At 41.7% G+C, this 21,855-nt stretch carries 11 protein-coding genes; 2 read left to right on the top strand and 9 right to left on the bottom strand.

The genetic code is table 11. The features are described 5' to 3' along the window. Positions 1–59: 59 nt before the first annotated feature. The 7 genes from SJY09_RS10615 to SJY09_RS10585 form a co-directional block, all read right to left on the bottom strand. Positions 60–1,547: a sulfatase gene (locus SJY09_RS10615; protein ID WP_396635693.1), complete on the bottom strand. Its 1,488-nt coding sequence runs from the start codon at positions 1,545–1,547 to the stop codon at positions 60–62. Positions 1,548–1,581: 34 nt separating this feature from the next. Beyond that, positions 1,582–3,039 carry a sulfatase gene (locus SJY09_RS10610; protein ID WP_396635692.1) on the bottom strand — a complete coding sequence of 486 codons (1,458 nt, stop codon included), beginning with the start codon at positions 3,037–3,039 and terminating at the stop codon, positions 1,582–1,584. Positions 3,040–3,044: 5 nt separating this feature from the next. Next, positions 3,045–5,606, bottom strand: coding sequence for a heparinase II/III family protein (locus SJY09_RS10605; protein ID WP_396635691.1), 2,562 nt, complete (start codon positions 5,604–5,606; stop codon positions 3,045–3,047). Between the two features lie 11 nt (positions 5,607–5,617). Continuing rightward, on the bottom strand, positions 5,618–7,633 hold the full coding sequence (locus tag SJY09_RS10600; RefSeq protein WP_396635690.1) for a hypothetical protein: 2,016 nt from the start codon (positions 7,631–7,633) through the stop codon (positions 5,618–5,620). Between the two features lie 120 nt (positions 7,634–7,753). Next, positions 7,754–9,622, bottom strand: a complete 1,869-nt coding sequence (locus SJY09_RS10595; RefSeq protein ID WP_396635689.1) for a DUF5060 domain-containing protein — start codon at positions 9,620–9,622, stop codon at positions 7,754–7,756. Between the two features lie 38 nt (positions 9,623–9,660). Then, entirely contained in the window at positions 9,661–13,239 is a 3,579-nt protein-coding gene (locus tag SJY09_RS10590) for a sulfatase-like hydrolase/transferase (protein ID WP_396635688.1), read from the bottom strand. A 74-nt stretch (positions 13,240–13,313) separates the two neighbouring features. Then, positions 13,314–14,780 (bottom strand): sialate O-acetylesterase, encoded by a 1,467-nt coding sequence (locus SJY09_RS10585; RefSeq protein ID WP_396635687.1) that lies wholly within the window; start codon positions 14,778–14,780, stop codon positions 13,314–13,316. 82 nt (positions 14,781–14,862) lie between these two features. Here SJY09_RS10585 and SJY09_RS10580 point away from each other — a divergent pair, with 82 nt between their 5' ends. Beyond that, the gene (locus SJY09_RS10580) at positions 14,863–16,614 is read left to right on the top strand and encodes a sulfatase-like hydrolase/transferase (protein ID WP_396635686.1); all 1,752 of its coding nucleotides are present in this window, start codon (positions 14,863–14,865) and stop codon (positions 16,612–16,614) included. 103 nt (positions 16,615–16,717) lie between these two features. On the opposite strand, the gene SJY09_RS10575 is transcribed toward SJY09_RS10580, so the two are convergent. After that, positions 16,718–19,714, bottom strand: a complete 2,997-nt coding sequence (locus SJY09_RS10575; protein WP_396635685.1) for a TonB-dependent receptor plug domain-containing protein — start codon at positions 19,712–19,714, stop codon at positions 16,718–16,720. 742 nt (positions 19,715–20,456) lie between these two features. On the opposite strand from SJY09_RS10575, the gene SJY09_RS10570 reads away from it, so the two are divergent. Next, a complete protein-coding gene (locus SJY09_RS10570; RefSeq protein ID WP_396635684.1) occupies positions 20,457–21,629 on the top strand; it encodes a lactonase family protein in 1,173 nt (390 codons plus the stop codon). Here SJY09_RS10570 and SJY09_RS10565 read toward each other — a convergent pair. Continuing rightward, a complete protein-coding gene (locus SJY09_RS10565) occupies positions 21,590–21,847 on the bottom strand; it encodes a hypothetical protein (RefSeq protein ID WP_396635683.1) in 258 nt (85 codons plus the stop codon). The genes SJY09_RS10570 and SJY09_RS10565 overlap by 40 nt on opposite strands. Positions 21,848–21,855 lie beyond the last annotated feature (8 nt).

The following is a 21,855-nucleotide window of genomic DNA, read 5'->3' as shown; positions in this document are numbered from 1 at the left end:
ATTGACATAGCCTTCGGTATTAAGAATTATTTAAATCTTTTAATACATGTAGTTATTACTTACCAATGCTCAATGGACAAATAATCTTCATCATTTAGTGTATTAAGTAAAGAATCTGGTATAGTTCTCATACGGGTATTTTGGTCAAGCCTAAAACCGTTTGCTGTAATTATAGGCATATTTCCTGGTTCTGTATTTAGAAAGTCTCCTTGTTCCTTCATCCAACTAAACATATCTTTTTTTAGTTTGTTTTGAACAGATTTAAACTCAGGAAGCCCGATGATATTGTGTTCCTCAAAAGGGTCGTTTTGTAAATCATACAATTCTTCAAAAGGTTCGTCCTTAAATTTTTCTGCACCTCTTCTAATGAAGGCGTTAACATTGGCTTTGTTTCCTAAATTTGTATCTAATACCTCAATGGAATTAAAATTCCTGATATACTTATACCGTTTATTTCGAATCATTCTTGAAGGAAAAACCGAAGCTTGAAGGATGTTCTGGTTCGTTCGTACTCCATAAACATATTCATGAATTTCAATATCGTGTCCTAGTAGTATTGGGAGGAAACTTTTGCCGTCAAGAGTAGTATCAGGTTCACCTCCGGCTATTTGAACAAATGTCGGTAGTACATCGGTGTAATGAATTAATTGATTTGATTTTGTTCCAGCTTTAACCACTTCTGGCCAGCGAACGACAAACGGTACTTTTAAACCAATATCTTTAACAGTAAACTTTCCTGAAACTCCATGATCTGCGCTATAAATGAAAAGGGTGTTTTTATCTAAATATTTGTCTACTTGTTCTAAGACCAATTCTAATTGCTTATTATCTTCTTCAATATTCCTGTAATACCCTGCTTTCTTTTTAACAAAAGACTGACTATTTTTTTTATGCTTGTTGAAGGGATAGAATTTGATTTCTTCTGCACTTGCGTTCGTAACATCGAAATATTCTCCATGAGGATATTTTGAAGCAATGAACATACAAAATGGCTTCTTAACATGCTTGAAATAATGTTCAATACTGTCAAGCGGAATATAATCTCTAGGAAGTTCTTCTTTCGGAACCGGATTCCATTCTTTATCCCAGTTAAAAACTTTATCTGGTTTAACGTGGCTTTTTCCCGCCAACACCACCTCGTAACCTGAGCTTTTCATATGCGCTGTAATACTCTTCAAATTAGGCTTTGCTTTTGTATGATTGGCAAAACAGCCATTTTTCAAAGGATATTTTCCAGTAAAAAGCTGTGCTCTACTTGGTGCGCAAATTGCTTGTCCAGTAAATGCATTTTCAAATAACATACCCTCTTTGGCGAGCCTATCTACTGCAGGTGTACGCACCTTTTCATTGCCATAACATCCATAATCATATATGTCTTGGTCATCCGCTAAAAAGAATACTATGTTAGGTCTGTTAGTTTTATAGTTAGTACTGTCTGAATCTATAGATTTTACTGACTGAAGGCTTTTGTCCTTATTCTGTTTACAACCTACCAGTATTAAGATACCAATAACAAGAAATAAATGTATTGTAAAAACGCTCTTCATTTTATTCTCATGATTTTTTAATGGAAAACACTTATTAATTATTCAAAAAATCTTTCCCCCATTTATCCCTTAAATCTACCGATAGTTTTGATACCAGTTCTTTATATGCTTCCTTTTCTGCTAGATTGTCCAATTCCATGGGGTCGGTGCCATGGTCAAAGAGCATTCTGGCGTAGGCTTTTCCGTCGTGATCCGTCCATTCGGTGTAGAAATAGTCGCCCTTGATTAATGTAACTGCGTCCTTAAATTTAGAAACGGCATAGTCTTTTTGTCGTTTTTCTGGAGTATTATCAATGAGCGGAACAAAGCTTTCTCCCTCCAATTGGTTTTTGGGAACTTCCAGTCCGGCCAGTTCTGCCAAGCTTGGGAATACATCAATAAATTCGGTGATGTTTGCCACGTGTTCTCCTTTTGTTTTTCCGGGTACCTTTATCAGTAAGGGGCTATGTAAAGAAGTTTCAAAAGTGCAGTGCTTGCACCAAAGCTGATGTTCGCCAAGATTCCAACCATGGTCTCCCCAAAGTACTATGATGGTGTTTTCCGCCAAACCGGAATCTTCTAGTTCTTGTAATACCTTGCCAATCTGAGCGTCTACAAAACTAACACAGGCATAGTACCCTTGAATAAGTTTTTTGGCCATTTCGTCCGTAACCGGTCCTTTTTTTGGAACACCATAGTAATGGCGTAATTCTCCAAACTTGTGAAAAGCTTTTGAGGGAGTCGTCTTTGGTTGCACATAGCTTTCCGGGAGGCTAATAGTTTCAATAGGGTATTTGTCCCAATATTTTTGTGGTGCATTAAAGGGGAGGTGGGGTTTCATAAAACCCATTGCCAGAAAAAAGGGTTTTCCATCGGCCTTTAGTTTTTTGAGGTCTGCAATGCCCTTTGCTGCTATTTGCCCGTCTAGGTATTTACTTTCATCCACACTGGAGGTCTCAAAAGGATTTCCCCGTTGATTAGGTATGGCGATTAATTTAGTATTCTCCTTCTTGTGATATTTCATGGTTGCGTTCTCAGGTCGCCAAATTTCGTCCCATGCTTTTTTCCTGTCGTTTTTGTGATGTAATACCTTTCCGTTTGATATGGTGGTGTAGCCATTCGCCTTGAACAGTTCTGGTAGCGTAATTGCCTCGGGTATTTCCTCATCTACGTGTACGTCATGGGTTAAAAAACGATACCTCGTAGGCCGTGTACCTGTCAAAATACTCGCTCTAGAGGCACCGCAGGTAGGAACACTGCAATAGGCTCGGTCAAAGACCAAGCTCTCCGCTGCTAAGGCATCCAAATTTGGGGAACTGATGTGTTTCGCCCCATAAAAATTAAGTTCGGGCCGTAAATCATCTACCGCAATGAACAGGATATTGGGTGGTTGTTTTTCAACATTTTCAACTTCCTGCTTTTGTTCCGTTTTACAGGATTGGAACAGGAACAAGCACAAGAGTACAAAACTGATGCTGTTGTATATGGATACGCTTCTATTTTTTAAGTTCATGCTGCTTATTTTATAGTATGCAATGTTATTTTTCCTGATATGGTTGGGGTAGGTGTTGAAAAATCGATATAGCCCGTTTTTGGCGCGTCAACCATTGATTCTATTTGCTGATTGCCCACTTGCAACCGCTCGCCATTACCTAGGTAAACGTCTTTTAACTTGTCCGCTCCATCGAAAGTCAGTATGGTAAAACGTCCTGTAAAGTCAATATCTTTTTCTGGTAGCGAAAAGGAACCCCCTTCGTATGGTGTTAGGATATATTGGGTCAGGCTTTCACCAGCAATGGAGCTTATGACTTTTACCCCTTGAAACAGGCCGTTTTGCGTTAGTTTTTCTACACTCAAAACCGACCCGTTCTTCTCGTTGTCTGCAAAGGGTTCATATACGGCCACAAAGGGTTTGGTGTAGGCCTCGCCTTCTTGTCTGATGACGAGGGTAGGGGTGGGCATTTCGTCATAGGGAGCCGGTGCCTCAAATGTTTTCGGCGCTTTTACCTTGGTGTATGTACGCCCTTCAAATCCCGGTAAGAAAGCCTTCATGTATCTTTTCTTATCCGAAAAACCTTCCGCTTTAAACAATAGCGCAACATCTTTAGTGTAGGGTTTGGAACTCATTACCTCCTCAAAAAAGTGCCACCCCGGATTTCTAAAGGCCCTATTGCGTATCCAATCTCCCTTGGCATTTGCCATATACCGCTGAGGTTCCGATTGCAGTATTAGGTCTTTGTTTAAAAAGTTTAGGGATTCCCCTAAATTATGGTACAAGTAGTCATGGTATTCATTTGGCAGGGCAGATTTGGAACGAAAAATATCCAAATAATAACCTGTGTTTAATGAGGTTCTTATAAGTGCTAAAGTACGTTTTTGTTCTGCCTCGGCCTTTTCCCCGCCACCATCAAAAAAGGTAGTGGTAGAAAAGGAGTAATGGGGTGCAACTGCTGGTTGGTTGGGAAGAGGTTCCATAATTTCAAGGCGAACCGTATCCATTCCCAAATTTACCCAATGACCTTCGCCTTGAGACGCTCCGTTTACAATAACGGTATTATGGGCCGCGAATAATCTGGAATAATTTTCATGAATGTCCTTGGCATATTTTCCTCTGCCGTTATCCACTCCTAAAACAATTCCTTCGCCATACAATTCAATATTCATTCCGGATGCATGACCGTGTACCATCGGCGCTCCGCCCACAAAACACATGAGTGCGTCATCAGGATTTTGGCTAGGGCTTAGGTTGCGCTGAAGAAAGATACCGGCGTGGGGTTGTTCGTCCGTTCTTGGGAGTACTATCGCTTGTTCAATCGGTTCAAAATCATCGGTATACCAAAGTAGGGCCTCCAAGCCTTCTCTTTTGTGTTCGCCGCTTGCCATAGCACTGCCTAATAATTGTGAAAAGCGCTCGGTAAGTGCCGGAACTTGGTCTATCTTCCCTAATTGATAGGCCAATTCATAACCTTCGTAAGGGGTTTTGTACTGCCGGTGACCATCGCCCCAAAGCACCAGTTCATCATTGGGATACACCAAATAATCCAAGCGCTGCAAGGCCCAGGGAATATGTGGGTATTTTTGAGCCAGATGTAAGGATGGATCATATTTGGTGAGTAGGAACATGAGTTTGGTGGTGCGCTCTGCTACATCATTGGTGTATTGGGAGGATTCCGGCCAAATATCGCCTTGATTTTTATAGTACAAGGCTACTTTTGCCAAAGCATCCTGTCCCTGGGTGCTCTCGTTAAGATAGTAGTTAAGGTATTTGTTCCGTTCCGTTTCATCTTCCAAGGCCAGCGCATTATAGACAAGGCAGTTGGATTCCAGTACGGGATGGTTGGAATTAATCATTCCATGATGTACCACAATGTCGGCATAGGTTTGAAATACCTGCTGTGCTTTTTCAAATGCAAAACTGACCTTTGTTTGTTTCCCTAAATCATAGGGTTTGCCTCCTTTTTCTAGAAATGCGGCTATAAAGTCGTACGCAATCGGATATTTTTCTCCAATAACCCGTGCTTCCCTTAAAATATCGTCCGGGCAGAGCCAACCTCCCCTAGGTTTCCAAGTAGAGGGTTCCAACTGGACAATTCCATGAACCGCCGTGTGAAGAATATCTGCGGAGAGTTGGGCATACTGCTCTTCTCCTGTAATGTAATAGAGTACACCACTATCGACTGCGGTTCGTAAATAGTCCGATAATTTGAAAAATTTCGCCATTTCTTCCTCGCTGGCGTTATCCAAATTTTCATGTTTTCCCTTTTCACCCGTGGTGGTATAGGTAAGGGGCGGAATTTCTCCCTTCACTTCGTTCTTCCAGTCCAACGGCATACCGCGTAGATAGGCATCGGTATCGCGTTGATGTTCTGCAACCTCAATAGCTACCTCTTTTCTTAAGTCGCCGTAGTACGCTGCCGCCCAAGCTTTTTTCTCTATTTTTTCAAGAATAGTTGCGCGTTCTTCGGTATGTACCCATATAAAGGGTCTGCTACGTTCTTGAGCCGCACAACTCGAGGTTGAAAGTAACACGGTTAGGTAAACGAAAACTATTTTTTTAATGCTAACTAACCTATGTGTCATCTTTACTATTTTTAATTTTTGTCGATATAGTTCAATAGCAAGTGTTTTACGTCTTCAACGCCTCCGGTTCGTAAGCCGCCCTTGGTGGCACCGGTAATCCAATAGAGTACCATACCGGCATCGGAGCAGTCCCATTTTCCTTTTTGGAATTTCACTACATCGTCTACCTCCGCAATTTTACCTTGCAGCCACACCCATTGTACTCTAGGGTCTGGATGATTTTTTGCCCAGTCCCATTTTTCCAGATTTACCTTTAGGTTCACGTTTTGGTCCGGGATACGCACTTCTTCCACACCAAAATCCAAAATTTGTTGCCAGGTGTAAAAATCGCCTGCATCGTCATTAGCAGGGTGATGGGTAACTACTTTTACATATTGATGTTTATTTTTTGAACTCGCATCCAGGGCCATTCCAATAATATCCGGTTCACCGGCCTCAACAATCCATAAGGGGTCATCGGCACTTGATGCGTTTATAGCCTTCGCCAAATCCGTTACGGTTTCTTTCTGCTGCCATTTCGCATCAAAGAAAGTGAGGTCGTCAAACCCTCCCCAACGCCTAGCAGTAACATCACAGGCCGTTTGCATCATGGCGTGCCGTTCTTTTTCCGCCCGGGCGGATATTCTTTCTACACGCTCCAAATCACAACTATGGGAATAATGCACTAATCTGTCCTCCAATCCTGTGGCTCGTAACAAAGAAATGGAAACCGCTGTGCCACCCAAATCATCTGGGTCGGGCGAGTTGCCATCGGCGACAATGGCGATACGTCCTTTTGGTGGGTTGATTTTGGGTGCTGCATTTCCTGTACCCTTGTCCTTTGGACGTCCTGATGCGGCACTCACTATTTTTCCTTTACCTACAGGAGCAAAGATGATTCCTGCCCAACGTGCTCTTGCCCATTCTTTGCCGTCCGCACTGCCAATTTGCGCATTTACGGTTATTTTATCGCCCTTGGTCAAGGAAACATTTTCCCAAACGGTATTGGAGGTTTCTCCCTCGGCAAACATTTTCTGTGTAAGGGCAGGGGAGTAGGTTCCCAATTCCTTGTCGTTGATTAAAACGGTAAATTTTGATTGTCCGTCATTTTCTCCAACCCCGATAAAAACGACATCATACGAATCACTTTTAAAATTAAATTCAGTTGTAGTGCTAGCCTCTTTTTGTTTGTTCGGGTTAATAGCAAGCCAACGCCCGCTGGCATCTTTATAGAACCCTGTCCCTTTTACCGGAAAATCGGCGACCGGTAAGGTTTTATTTTCAACGACCGATGTGCTTATGGTTTCATAGTAGGAAGGTTCTGGCCATGTGATGACCACGCGTTCGCCCTTTTCTTCGGGTACGTAATTCTTGTCGCTTGTTAAGATGAATTTATCAAATTCAAAGCCATCTTCCCGCATGCTAAACTGGATGTCGTGTATGCCTTTTTCCGGAATATCCAAATAGATTTGATAGGGTACGCCACAATGCACTTCTTTGGTACGTTGCTTGCTCGCCCAGGTCCATTTGTTTTTTCCGTCGCACCACTGCATACGTTGTCCATTTTCTGGCCATGTTCCATTAAGGCCAACATGAATCCCATTATCTTCCCCACCGGTACTAAATGCTCTGACCCAAACATAGTAACGCCCGGGCTTGTTTATTTGTACTTTATAATGGGCAATGGCCAGTTTGCCGGGTTCGTTGGAAAAGTTGTCTCCATGGATGAGTTTGTCGTCATGGGTAACCCGCGTATCGGGTAGGATTTCAAGATAGCCGTTGTTGCTAGCCCCTGCGCTATGGTTCGGGTCTTGGTCCGTCAATTCCATTGGTGTTTCATGCTTGTTCACACGGTACCAACTGCGTTTATCGGTCTGGGTCTGTTTATAAAAATATTCTGCCTCTACGGCAACGATTCCGTCTTTCTCTATAAAAATATTGGTATCGTCAATAATTGGTAGCTTAAGATTACTTGTCTGCCCCTGAGCGTAAAAGTTGTTTGCCAGGATAGCTAGTGTTAAAACGATTACCGATTTTATGTTGCTCATTTTCTTCATTTCCTTATAGCTCGATATTAAAATAGTTTAATGTTGTCCGAGGGTATTATTTAAAACTCGGTAACTAAAGTTTCTTGCATGCGAATGAATCTTTAGCTTGCCCTAGGTAGTTTACTGCGTTTTCTTAAGTAATACCACCCAATCCTTGTTCTGTTCGCTGGGCGGATTGCCTAAGGATTGAATTCCATTTCCGACAACTGTAGTTATGGAACCTTCCAAAAGCGCACCTCCGTTTCTTGGGTCGTACCATTGAACCGAAAATTCCTTACCGGAATTACCTAAATCCAGACTTGTGGTTTCTGCACTCATATGACGGTAGACTATGTATGTTTCATCTGTTTTTGCAAAACAAAAACCAGGATTCTCACCCAAAAGTTCATTTGCCGGTGCCATTTCCCAAAACGGAATTTCATTTTCAAAAAAGTGAAGGGCGTGCCTGTTTTGGTCCCAGAACAAATCCCTGCTCCTAAAGTCCTCACAGGTTAAATCGGAATTAGGACTGGCATAGCCAAAGTACCATTCCACACCAAATCCTCCTGCTAGAAGGGTTCCCCATAGGGCGTTTCCTCTGGCGAGATTATGTTCCGGATCTTCATCGTCCGGTAGTAGCGCAATATTGGCCTTACCGGGCTCATCTACGGACAGGGCCCATTTTCGACCTGTAGCATTCGATTTTTCGCGCCATTTTAAAACCCGTGGATTTACGTCTTTAAAATCCGGATCGCTCAATTGCAGGGAGGCACCCGTTAAGGGTGATTGTTTTCCTATAAAATCGTTATATCTATCGTCCTTGTTAGGAAAAGTATGCATGACCAAATGGTTGCTGTAGGCATCTAGATTTTTGATGTAGTTGGCCACTTTCAAGACTTCCTCTGTGGGTTGGTCGTTTTCCTCCCCTAAATTCCAGTTCATGGACAGGTGGTGTCCAAAACGGGCAATCAATTCTCGGTAATAGAGTTTTCCTTCCGTACCAAAAACACCCTTGTCCATCAAATGGTCCGTCTCGGTTTCATTGGTCTTAAAATGAAGGAACATGCCTAGTGTTTCGGAATATTCAAAAATGCGTTCCCATTGGTCTAACTTGGAAACATCCAATCGTGTCTTATGAAAAAAGGTTTCCCAAGCTTCTTTGTTCTCTTTATCGCTGGCATAGGTTTCATATTCGGCAACCGGTTTGTTCAAGAGGTAGGGGAAGATGTTTCTATCGTCTCCGTCCACATTAAAGGTCAAAAAGGAAAAGACGTTGAGTTCCTCACTAGCCAAATAGTTGATAGCCCCTAACAGGTTTTTACCTTTATTTTCTTTCCAGACATAGGGCTGGGCGTCTGCCGTAAAATCTTTTGCATGGGGTTCCCATTCCTTTAAAAAATCAAGGGCATTGGTGTGTGCATCAAAATCTGCGTAACCTAACAAGTTTTCGGGAGCATCGACTCCCAATTTTATAAAATATTTTTTGGTCTCCTCGAACTGTAAATAGGATTCTCCTATGTATTGCAGTCGGCCTTTTGTTCTATTATCTCGCCCAGTTTTATCGGATTCCGTAATGCTAAAAGTGCCTGTCTGTCCGTCCATAAATTCAGCGGATGCTGCGTTTTCAGTACTATTGGCAACCGCAATTTCGTTCCCTTTTTTAAAGGATACGGAGTAGAACCATTCGCCAATGGCAACGGGAGTGAAACGTACTTGCCATATGTTCCCGTTAGTTGCGCTGGTTTCAGCGGCTTTACCATCTGCAGCATAAAACCCAGGAATGACATAGGTTTTAGTTCCGTTCGTAAAAGTGACGTCCAGTCGGTAGTCCAGGAAAGGATTTACCGCTGCGAGTTCGTCTGTTTCCGGTCCTTCAAAACTAAGCGTAACCCGGTGCCATTTTTTAAGTTCGCCATCTATTTTTGGCTCCTTTTTCTGATTACACGACACAACTAATAACGCAGCACCTATGAAAATGATGTTTAGAAACAATTTCTTGAATACTTTCATAGGTGCGATTATATATAGCTACAGTTAACGGTCGGTGTTTAAAATGAATTAATTTTTAATTGAATGGTATGTTTTCCAGGGTCTAATCTGATGTATTCAAATGCTGATGGCACTTTGTTGCCATTGTGAATAAAGTCTTTTCCATCTAAATTGTTCAAGGAAAACTCGGCGACCATATTACCTGGTATTTCTATTTCATAGGTCTGTAATCTTGGGCCATTGTGCGTGTAAGTTCCTTTGATGGTACCTCTTACCGTAGGCACCTCAATAGTACTCGATTTTAAGGTGCTCATTTGAGGCTTAATAGTCGCAATTCCAAACCCGGCTGTCTTTGGTTTTATGCCCCATAATCCTCTCGGTATTACATTGGCAGGTGCTGCACCCCAGGCATGGTTCCAATCTAAGTTAACTTTATACTCGTAATCCCAGGCTTCTAAACTAATTGTTGAGCCTATTCTAATCATATTGTACCAGCTTCTTTTTGCCTTACTGGTTAATAATTCAAGTGCATAATCTGCTTCACCTGCATTATACAAACCATCCATTAAAAATTGAGCTCCATAAACGCTACAAGCCATTCCTCTAGATTTTACAAAATCTACAACCGTTTCGTAATGTTCTTCAGGTACAAGACCAAATGCCAACGGCATCATATTGGCATGTAAGGAGGCGTGTTCTGTGCCTATTCCATCCACATAGATACCTCGCTCTGCATCGAACATTTGTTCATTCACTGCTTTTTTTGCTTTAGCGGCGCGTAATTCAAAATCTAATACATCTTGGGTTTCGCCCAGCAATTCGGCAAATTGGGCCATGATTTTCATATTCTCATAGAAAAAAGAATTAATTACCGTACTATAGGGTTTAAACACAAAACCATCGCGTTCTCCCTTGGTTTTGCTTCCTGCAAAATTCTTTGAAGGCCAATCTACAATATCTGTTAAAGGTTTTTTATAACCTTTTTCAAACCCGAGTTTATACATAAACTCTTCGGTAACTTTTGTTGATGTTATTAAACCATCTTCGTTGGATAACTCAAAAAGTGTTTTATGTTTTAATGGTTCGTAATAACGTTCTATTAATTCTGTATTACCGGTATACATATAATCGGCATAAATTAATAGCGCTACATGCTGTTGCCATTCTGTAGGCCATGTCGGATTTTTCATAAAATATTCTATGGTGCGCCTTGCTATAGCAAATTCCCTATCTGTAGTGTAATGGCTTAACTGATTTAGATAGGCATCAGCTTCATAAGGAATACGTTCCCTATCGCCATCTACATAAAGGCCAGCGAAAGTAGTCGCCTTGATGGAGTATTTACAGAAATCCCAAATTTGGTTTAAAATGTCGTCATTACTTTTAAAGCTGCTTGCAGTATCATCCCAATAACTTGTGTGTCGTAATTGTTTAAAATCTTCGGCTTTTAAAGCTGTTTTAGCGCCTTCAACTTCAGCATATCTGAAAGGCTGTAGCACGGGAAAACCTTCTGGTAAAGGAATAGCCTTACTTGGCCCTTTCATACGCTTGTCTGGCACTGGATTGATTTCTATTTGATATTTCGTTTTTCCCGGTTTTACATCAACTGTAACCTCTTGATAACGAATATTACTTTTTGCTGGTGGTATTCTATTTACATTTCCTTTATCATCAAGCATTTCGCCGATTCTAAATTTTAATGTATGTGGTTCTTTAGCTTCATAATTAAAATCTATCGTCGCAAAGGCAGCTTTACCAAAATCCATAAAGTAAAAATCACCTCTATTTTCAAATTTCACGGGAGTTACCTCGTCAACTTCGTATTTATTTTCTGTGGAAATAATGTAACTATCGCTTTTACCGGTAGTGAAACTTTGGGTCTTGGAATAATCTACCAAACGGTTATCTTGATCCCAAATACGCACCTTCCAATAATAGGTCTTTCCAACTTCTAGGGGTGTTCCCGTGTACTCCACGTCTGTAGATGCGCTGGAGCCTACACGTTTACTGTCCCATACATCGCCATTGTTGTCATCGATACTTGATTTGCTAGAGGCCAATAAAATTTGATAGCCCGATTGAAATTTAGACCCCAAAGGTACCGTCCAACCAAACTCTGGCTGTAGGTCGTAAATAGCTACTTCCGTTTCTGGTGAGCGAATCAATTCTACGGTAAGGTCCGTTGGTGCCGCTCTGTAGGAATCACTATGTTTTGCAATCAGCGCATCCGTAGATTTTCTAAATGCATTTAATTTGTTCGCGTAAGAAGGGTCTTTTGCAAGGTTGTTGATTTCTTGAGGGTCTTTTTTTAAATCATAAAGTTCCTCTATTGTTTTGTCGTTCACGTAGCGGAAATATTTCCAACCTTTGGTACGGACGCCTTCGCTGGGCGGAATGTTCTCAAAGTCCCAGATATGCTCAATTAGCACGGTATCGCGTTCCAAATTTTTGGTTTTGTTCGCGGCTAAGGGCATCAGGCTTTTTCCATGCCACGTTTTAGGAGCTTCAATGTTTGCCAAATCTAAGATGGTAGCCGGTACATCTATATTAAGGGCGAATGCATCACTATCCTTTTGTTTTTTCTGTCTTGGGTCAAAAACGATAAGCGGCACGCGAACGGAGTTGTCGTACATTAACCACTTGCCCGCCATTTGTCGCTCTCCAAGAAAGTACCCGTTATCTCCCATGAGGATAATAACGGTGTTATCGGCGATACCTTTTTTATCGAGTTCGTTTCTTATTTTTTCAATTTCACGGTCAATCCCGGAAAGCATACGGTAGTACCCTTTTACACTATGCTGATATTTTTCTGGAGTATCGTAACGCCAGTTCCATCTAAGTCTATTGAAACCATCACGGACAATTTTGGGTTGTGCCTCAAAATATTTGTCCTCCCCGAGTGCTGGGCCAGGCATGTTCATATTTCTTAGTAATGCGTCCGATTCCTGTTGCCAGAAATATTGGTCTTCTGCAGGATCATGAGCGTGTGGTGCACTAAAACTTAGGGAAAGACAAAACGGCTCGTTGCCATCTGTATTCGCTATGAAATCGAGGGCTTTTTGACCCGTGTATCTCGTAAGGTGTACGGTATCTTTGCCTAAGGTTTTGTAATAATAACCGCGCTTATCCTTAAATCTATTGTTACGGTCATAAGATTCGTACTCATCAAATTGTTTGTCCAAATCGTTATAGCGTACGCCGTATTTTCCATAAAAACCTGTTTTATAGCCATTTTCCTTTAGGATTCTCGGGTAAGAGTTGGTCATATACTCCTCGCGAATATTTCCGGTTTGGAAATTGAAATTGTGAGTTCGTTCGTATAGCCCTGTCAATATACTGGCCCTACTCGCCGCACAAATAGGGGTAGTTACCATGGCATTTTTAAAATAGGTGCCCTCTTTGGCTAGCTTATCCATTTGCGGAGTGGTAATCAATTTGTTGCCGGCATAGCCTATTGCATCAAAACGTTGGTCATCCGTAAGAATGAAAATGATATTGGGTTTTTTTGCCTTTTGGGTCGATTTTTGCGCCCGCGTTAAACCGCTTATTAAACAAAGAGAAATAATTGTTAGAAGTCTCATTTTCATCAAGATATCTTTTTTATAGATGGATATGACCGAGTCGGTTTTCTGAACCAATTCGATGTGTTTTTCATGTACTACCAAACATAGCTGTAGAGGGAACATTATCCATCCTGTTCTGTCCTGAACGCTTACCAGCTATCTGTTCTAAAAGGCGACACCGGTATTTTGGCTAGATTGTAGAGCGTAGCCTTAAAACAATCCTCAAATCCATACCGTGCCGCAACCGGATTCGGAACTTTTGAACTCTTCAGGGAAATTGTTCCGTTGTTATTTAGGCTTGCCTCGGCAGGATAAAATACCTTGTCCGTACCTGCAATCGTAAAACCGGTTAGCGCTTGCCTAAAGCTGGACAGCCTGACCTTATCATTGTCTTGAATCGATTTAAAGCTAAGTTCTACGGTGTTTTTATTGACTGCCATAAAATCGTATACCGGTGCTGCGAAGTGTATTTGGTCGTAACCGTATTGTTTGGCCAAGGCCCAATAGGCCAAGCGGTCTGCTATGGTTTCTTTTTCCGGAGGATGGATATCATCGCATTTTCCAACATCCGAAGTCACTACCAGTCCGCTATTCGGAATTTCCAAAGAGGCTAATAACTGTGATTCGCGAATTAAATCTGCATTGGTTGCATTTGTCTGGCGAAATTGCTCATACGCATACGGGGCAATCTGAACAAAATAAAAGGGAAGGTCTTTATTGTTCCATTGTGAACGCCAGGTATTTACCAAGTTGTGCATATATTTTTTATAGGGTTCTGGATTGGTTCTATTACTTTCGCCTTGGTACCATAGATAACCTTTGATGTTAAAATCTTGAAAGGGATGTATCATGGCGTTGAAAATCTGTGTGGGCTGCTTTCTGCGGTTAGGGTCTTCATTTAAGGTCTTTGATAAGTTTACCTCCGAATAATTTAGTAATGCATCTTCTGGTAGCCATGCCTCTATTCGCGTGCCGCCCCATGAGGATTCAATTATTCCAATGGGGATGTTTAATTGTTCCCATAATTTTTTACCGAACAAATACCCTATGGCGCTAAAGTTGGATACCGATGCGCCATTGGCCTCTTCCCAGCTGCCGATAACATCGTTTTCAGGGGAAAGACTTCCTGCACGTTCCGTATTGAACAATCGTATATTCGGATTTTTAGCATTGAGGATAAATTCGTTGGCACCGTTCACGGGAGAATTCCCCAAACCTTTCATGGGCATCTCCATATTGGATTGCCCGGAACAAAACCAAACCTCTCCCAAAAGCACGTTCTTTAATGTTTGGACCGAACTACCCGTTATGGTTAATTGATGGGGTGTAAAAGACGCTTTGGTCGTATTTATTTTGGTTTTCCAATATCCATCTGAATCGGATCTAGTGTCGATTTTTTCACCCCAACTGGTTTCTATAACGATTACCGTATTTGGTATATCAGTACCCCAAATAGCCACTGTTTCGTCTTGTTGTAATACCATATTATCGGAGAAAAAGGAAGGCAAGCTAACTTGGGCTATTGCAGGGGCGCTTTGAAATAGGCAGACTAACAGTGTCGTTACCCAGAGGGTGTTGAGATGATTATGTTGTAACAAGAAGTCATTTTTATTCATTGGATATCAGTATAGAGCAGGGTAGATATAAAAAGAAATACCCTTATTATTGTAATGCAGCTTAATTTACAAAATAAGTTCTATGAGTAATTCTTTTGTTCGTGACAAATATAAATACGCAGCCCTTTTTCTTTTGGGAATATCGCTATTGGCCTGTAATTCAACAACAAAGAAAGCCGAAGACGCATCAGCGGAAAAAACGATAACCTTACCAGAGCGACCTAATATCCTTTGGTTGGTCACGGAAGACATGGGTGCGTATTTACCATCCTTTGGGGATTCTACCATTGTGACACCCAATCTAAGTCGCCTCGCAAGGGAAGGTGTCGTGTATCCAAATTTATATTCTACATCGGGAGTTTGCGCACCAAGTAGGGCGGCGATAGCCACAGGGATGTATCCGTCCAGTATTGGCGCTAACCATATGCGGACTACCTCTTACATGGAAGTTACAGGTTTGCCAAAATACGGAGCGGTGCCACCACCTGAGGTACGAATGATAAGTGAACAGTTGCGTGCCGATGGGTACTACTGTACCAATAATTATAAAACCGATTATCAATTTAAAGCCCCGATGACCGCTTGGGACGAAAGTAGTCCTTATGCGCATTGGCGAAATAGAAGAGAAGAACAACCCTTTTTTGCTGTAATGAATTTTACAGATACGCACGAATCTGGATTGTTTGAGCCCTACGGGCATCGGTATATTGAAGAAAGACACCACCAATCTGGTAACCGGGATTTTAAATGGAAAGAAGGCCGGTTGTCCGAGGAAGACACGCCAAAGCATTTGTATAAGGATACGGAATTTGATATACCACCATATTTACCGGATACCGAAATCGTACGACGCGATATGTGGAAATTGTATAATAATATCGCTGAGATGGACCGCCAAGTAGGTGCCGTATTGCAACAATTGGAAGATGACGGACTTCTAGAAAATACCATTATATTTTTCTATGGGGACCATGGCGGGCCGTTACCAAGGCAAAAGAGATTGATTTATGATTCTGGATTAAATACGCCGATGATTGTACGGTTTCCGAATCAAATGCATGCGGGAACCAAAAATGATGAACTGATAAGCTTTATCGATTTTGCGCCGACCTTACTTTCGCTTACAGGGAGCAAGCCACCCGAACATATTCAAGGACAAGCTTTTTTGGGTAATTATAAGGCTGATGAAAATCGAACATACATCCATGCTGCCGCCGATAGGTTTGATGGATATACTGATGCCATCCGTGCCGTTCGTGACAAACGTTTTAAATACATACGCAACTACAGACCAGAGCAAGGGTATTATTTGCCTATTGATTATCGGGAGCGCATACCCACCATGCAAGAGCTACTGCGTATGCGTGATGCCGGAACCTTGGACAGTATACAAATGCAATGGTTCAGGAAAACCAAGGCTCCCGAAGAATTATACGATTGTGTAAACGACCCCCATGAACTTCATAATTTGGTGAACGATTCCAAGTATGCCGATAAACTGGAAGAGCTACAAAACGAGATGGACCGTTGGATTACTGAAATAGGAGACCAACCCAATCTACCCGAGAAAGAGCTATTGGCCCAGCTTTGGAAAGGTGGAGAAACCCAGCCCCTTACGGCAACTCCAAATATAAACCTACAAGGTGCTATTTTAACGCTAGGATGCGCAACGGAAGGGGCATCCATAGGATATAAAGTTATTGCTGCCAATGGTGAGGTGCCTGAGGCTTGGAGCGTTTACATAGCGCCTGTAACTATCCCAGAGGGAGCATCGGTTATGGCAAAAGCACACCGAATAGGGTTTTTGCCCAGTCAGGTGGTAGAAAGTCTATAATATGGTTAGCGTGAAATCAACACTTCTTGGTTTTTATTTTATAAAATCCAATGCTACGATTGTTTTCAACTATTAAATGATCGATTTAAGAGTTATTAAGATACTAATCCATTTCCCTAACATTTAAGCCATAAAGAGTACTCACAGCTCTGCCATCGTAAGTCATACCTTCTATTCGTATCATATAGGTGTCGTTAAGGTCACCTGTGTAAAAGTGCAACTTAAAAGCGGAGTCCTCTTTTATTGAGATATCAGGTTCCCAATGTAAGGTTCTGCGGTAGTCTGGTTTTTTGTGCGCTGGTTTTGCGATGGCGTAGTTGGGTTTGAAAAACTCCCGTGCTTTATAGAAACCCGGAATTATCACATTACTAAAACCCGAAATCTCTTTTGGTCTTTGCTGTATATCCTCACTTGTTTTCATATAAACGGCCACTACGCCACCACCAGCTCGTCCCCCATAAATAGTGGCATCAGGGCCCTTGAGTACGTCAATGAACAAGATTTCGGAAATTCGAATACTTTGAATTTGACCTGCAGATACCGGTGTACCATCTAGTAAGTAAAGAGGAGGTCTCCCACCATATTCGCCGAATATAGGCCTGATAAATACCCGTTGGTTTGGAAAGGTACCTTGAACCCTAACACCGGGGTCACGTCTTAAAACATTGAATGCCGAGACCGCTCCGTTTCCCAGCCCAGGAATGGAGTCAGGGATAAATCTGGTTGAAGGATATCCGTATATGGTTCTAGCATTGAGTTTTTCATCAAGGAGCTCTTGCTTGGTCATCTTTTTATCCTTTACAACTACCTCATTTAAATAAGTGACATCGGGGTCATATTCAAAATCGGGAGTTCTATTTTGAGCTATATCTTCCCCTGTTTTAGTATAAACGGCCACTACGGGACCATTACCTCGCCCCCCATAAAAAGCGGCATCGGCGCCCTTGAGCACGTCTATGAACAAGATATCGGAAACCCGAATGCTTTGAATTTGACCTGCGGACACTTGTACACCATCTAACAAGTAAAGAGAGGGTTTCTCACCTCTTATCACTACCCGTTCGTTTGGAAAAGTCCCAATAACGCGTGCCCCAGCCACAAATCGTAACGCACTGAACGCATTAACTGCCCCCTTACCCAAACTTGGAATAGAGTCAGGAATAAGTCTGGACGATGCAAATCCGTGTAATGTTCGCGCGTTGAGTTTTTCATCAAGGAGCGCTCGCTTGCTTATTTTTCTATCCTTTACCACGGCCTCGTCCAAGTAAGTGACATCGGGGTCATATTCAAAATCGGTGACTGTTTTTTGCTCTACCACATTAGGATAGGGTTTTGCAATGGTATTGATTATCTTTTTCGTAGTGCCACCATCTGTCTTCCCATTATTTTTGACCTTTACTTCAGGGAAATGTTGGTCCAGATAGATGGATATGCGGTCTTTCTTTTTATTGGTAAGGGATATGCTCTTTGCCTTGATAACCGCCGTAATGCTATCCATAAAAATGAAAGGCCCAAAGTTGAACTTACCCTGTGCATTGGTCATTTTCTTTTCTTGAATGAGTTCATTTGAAACAATATTCAAGGTCGCCAATGCCTTTTTGGGTTGGTACTTATTATTGAGCGCTGTGGTGGTGCCGTTTATCATAATACCCTTTTCCGGAGGGAAGGACACTTCTTTTCGAATACTATCGCTCATAATTGATTTCCAAGTGAACCTCCGCCAACCGTGCGTAAGCATAAGCAGGTCCAACAAATATTCGCGGCCTTTTACATCTTCTTCGAAAAAATAGTTCGGGTTCGAGATTGTCCCGCCCAAATCAGAATTTAACAACAACCAGCTCTTAATGTTGTCCACATCTTTTTGCATTTGGTTCTGGGTAAACACGCTCATTGAAAAATCCCCGGTAAGCGGTTTCCCCTTGTCGTCAGTTAGGGCAAGCTCCACATCTACTTTATCGCGCAGGCCATATTCTGGTTTATTAGTTTCTACCGTTAATTCCAAGTCGTTCTTGGGGTTATCGATAAAGGTCAATCGCTCACATACAGGTTCACCGTTTGGCGTGAACAAGGTAAAATGTGCAATACCATCTTGTAGCTTTGAAGTGACCAATTTTATGGTCGTGCTGTTTTCACTAATGTTTTTCAGGGCTTGTTTGAAGATGATATCTCCCCGAATATGACCTATTAAAAATGCACCTTGCAGACCATTGGTGATATTTGTGGACGCACTTATCATTAAATGCTTTCCACGGTTCATGATACGTAACGCATAGCCTTTTGAGATAGGCTTTGGAACCGGATACACAACCATCTTACCATTGAATGGAATCTGTAGGTAATAATCGGTTTCTGGTTTTGCCTTAAGGGAAGTCCAGCCCAAACCAAATTCGTAACTATCAAAGAGCGATACCATATCACCGTTCTGGTCGAGAATTTTACCTTCCAGAGAAAGACCATTTCCTTCCGAATCGGTAATCTTTGCGCCCAGGACACTTTCGATACCGGTCACAAGGTCGCCACCTTCCGGAAAGAATTGAACAATTGGTTTGGTTTGTTGCAAGGTATCTGTCTCAGGTTTTCGCCCTTTCTTCCTTGCTGCTTTTTTCTTCGAACGTTTATCGGTTTCATCGTTCGAAGTGCTCTGTCGGGATGAAATGAGAATCTCCTTTTGAAAAAGTACGGGTTCTTTTTCGTTCAGCATATACTTTGTATAGGCTCGAAGGGTAAAAGAACCTCCTTCAATTTCTTTTGGAAGGGTTATATCTCCCGCGGCTCCTAAGGCCGCTACATATAGCTTTTGTTGCGCTATTATTTCCTCTTTTGAATCGACGAGTTCCACGTAAATGACCCGACTTAGCGCAGTGGTGTTATGGGTTATTCCGTCCAGTAAATACGCTTTGAACCAAATGGTCTCTCCGTTAATGTAAAGGTCTTTGTCGGTCTGTATGTAGACTTTCTCCGGAGGAGTGCTTTCGGTATAAGTGGTAAGGTCGTCCAATATACTTTGCAGGCCATTCTTTTCCTGTGCTGAAATCTGAAAAACAAAGGTCAGCAGAATAGCCACACAAAGAAGAGTAGTATGTTTTTCACAACTTTTCATAGATATATTACAGGAAATTTCAAAAGAAAATACAAATTATTCGGTAATTGCTACAGCCTTATTTCTTGAAAAATGCTATTTTTTCTATTTGCCGTGTTCCTCTAAAGGTGATGATTCCATAAATTGTACGTTTTTAAAATAACATCTGCGGCAGTTCTTCCGCTAAAATATAAATTGAATTTTTTTAGTCGCTCAAGCATATGACTTGCAGTTCTAGCCGTCAATGCCATATATGTAAGTGCGGGGTTTTCATTCCCAGGGAAAATCGTACAGGCACGGTTACTTTACAACAGGCTTCATTAACAAACTTGTTATTGAATGAGGCCAAATTGAAATCAGAGGTACAAAAGAAAGTGGAACAAACCGATTAGGGCAAAAAGATAAAAATAAGCTCGGGAACGTATCGCTTTTCGTACCCCGCAGGAGTCTTAAAGTCTTAGGGTTCCGTTAGGATACTATCTAGGTCGTACTTTGAAAAGTATAGTTTAAGGAGGTCTTTATTGAACTTGGTTCATTTACTATAAAACACCTTTATTTGAAATTTAGTCCGAATCAATTCGTCATTTAAAATAAACTCAATCATTTCATATGCAAGGTAGTAAAAACTTAATGAAAATAGGCCCTGACAATCAGAGCCTATTTTTTTGTATCTTATCGATGAAGAATCTGTAACCGTTTACAAACCTTTTAAAAATAACCAACGCAGACGATTGATTCAATAAATGGTTTTAAGTATATAAGTATGAAAACAGAAATAAAGTTGATCAGAAACACATTAATCTACACGCTCCTAATTTTGGCCATGGCCTGTAAACAGGACACCAAAAAAAACCAACGTTCTGAAACTGTATCCGAGATGGAAGTAGAACAAGTTGAGAGCACCATCGAACTTTTGGTTGGCACCTATAGTGATGAAGAAAGTAAGGGCATCTATAAATACAATTTTAACCCTGCTACCGGAGCACTGAGCGATAAAATACTTTTGGCCGAACAGACGAGTCCGACTTTTCTTTGTATTTCTAAAGATCGATCTACAGTGTATTCGGTAAACCGACCGGATCCCGCAACTACTGCAATTTACAAATGGAATGAGGACCGAACAGCCTTAAATCTTCAAAGCACTCATCTTGTTGAAGGTGAAGGCCCTTGTAACGTTGTCTTGAACGAAGCCGAAAATCTGCTTGCGGTCGCTAATTATAGTTCTGGCAATATTGCGGTATACCCTCTAGATTCAAATGGGGTTATTTCTGGGGGAACCCAAACAAGGCAACATTCGGGTACCGGGCCGATTCTGCCCAACCAAGAATCTCCACGTGCGCACTGCGCCCTATTCGATGCTTCTGGCCGGTTTCTATATATCTCTGACTTGGGTATCGATAAGGTACTGCAATATCCTATTGATTCCGAAGGAAACTTGCAAGAACCACAAGTGGCTTTTGCCGCTGATCCCGGTGATGGGCCACGGCTATTAATTGCACATCCTAATAAAAACCAAGTATTTATGATCAACGAACTTTCAAGTTCGGTGGTATCTGCAACAGTGGATAAAGAAACAGGAACATTTACCAGAATCGATAAGCAAAGTACCCTTCCACCAGATTTTAAGGATAAAAATTCGTGTGCCGATATTCGTCTAAGTAATGACGGTCGGTTTTTATACGCTTCGAACCGTGGCCACAATAGCATTGCCATTTTTTCTGTAACGGAAGAAGGAAAACTAAGTTTATTGCGCAATGAGCCAGTACAAGGAGATTGGCCCCGTAATTTCACGTTATCCCCCGATGGTGAATTTCTTTTGGTAGCCAATAGAAAATCGAATAATATCGTCGTTTTTAAAGTTGATAAAAAATCTGGCATGTTGACGTATTCTGAAAATCAAGCATCTATTTCGCAACCGGTTTGTTTGGTTTTTTGAATTTTAAGTATTGATTTGAAAGTTCCTGTAACTCTAAAAGAAATCACATCAAAAACACGGAGTAAGAGCATTCCCGCTAAATGCCCAAAACCCCAGAACAAAACAATCTTCCAGACTTTTCGTCTCGTTTCAATAGCCAAGGGCGTAACGTCCGCCAAATGGTCCGGACCGGAAATAACATGTAAAACCGAGGCAGCGATACCTGCAAATAAACACAAAGCCCGTA

The sequence above is a fragment of the Maribacter sp. R77961 genome, assembly GCF_044594925.1.
In the GTDB taxonomy this organism is placed as follows: Bacteria; Bacteroidota; Bacteroidia; order Flavobacteriales; family Flavobacteriaceae; genus Maribacter.
This window is presented reverse-complemented; position numbering and strand designations above follow the sequence as displayed.

Coding starts and splice junctions, on each gene's coding strand:
- SJY09_RS10615 (WP_396635693.1), bottom strand. CDS start 1,547: ATGAAGAGCGTTTTTACAATACATTTATTTCTTGTTATTGGTATCTTA.
- SJY09_RS10610 (WP_396635692.1), bottom strand. CDS start 3,039: ATGAACTTAAAAAATAGAAGCGTATCCATATACAACAGCATCAGTTTT.
- SJY09_RS10605 (WP_396635691.1), bottom strand. CDS start 5,606: ATGACACATAGGTTAGTTAGCATTAAAAAAATAGTTTTCGTTTACCTA.
- SJY09_RS10600 (WP_396635690.1), bottom strand. CDS start 7,633: ATGAGCAACATAAAATCGGTAATCGTTTTAACACTAGCTATCCTGGCA.
- SJY09_RS10595 (WP_396635689.1), bottom strand. CDS start 9,622: ATGAAAGTATTCAAGAAATTGTTTCTAAACATCATTTTCATAGGTGCT.
- SJY09_RS10585 (WP_396635687.1), bottom strand. CDS start 14,780: ATGAATAAAAATGACTTCTTGTTACAACATAATCATCTCAACACCCTC.
- SJY09_RS10580 (WP_396635686.1), top strand. CDS start 14,863: ATGAGTAATTCTTTTGTTCGTGACAAATATAAATACGCAGCCCTTTTT.
- SJY09_RS10575 (WP_396635685.1), bottom strand. CDS start 19,714: ATGAAAAGTTGTGAAAAACATACTACTCTTCTTTGTGTGGCTATTCTG.
- SJY09_RS10570 (WP_396635684.1), top strand. CDS start 20,457: ATGAAAACAGAAATAAAGTTGATCAGAAACACATTAATCTACACGCTC.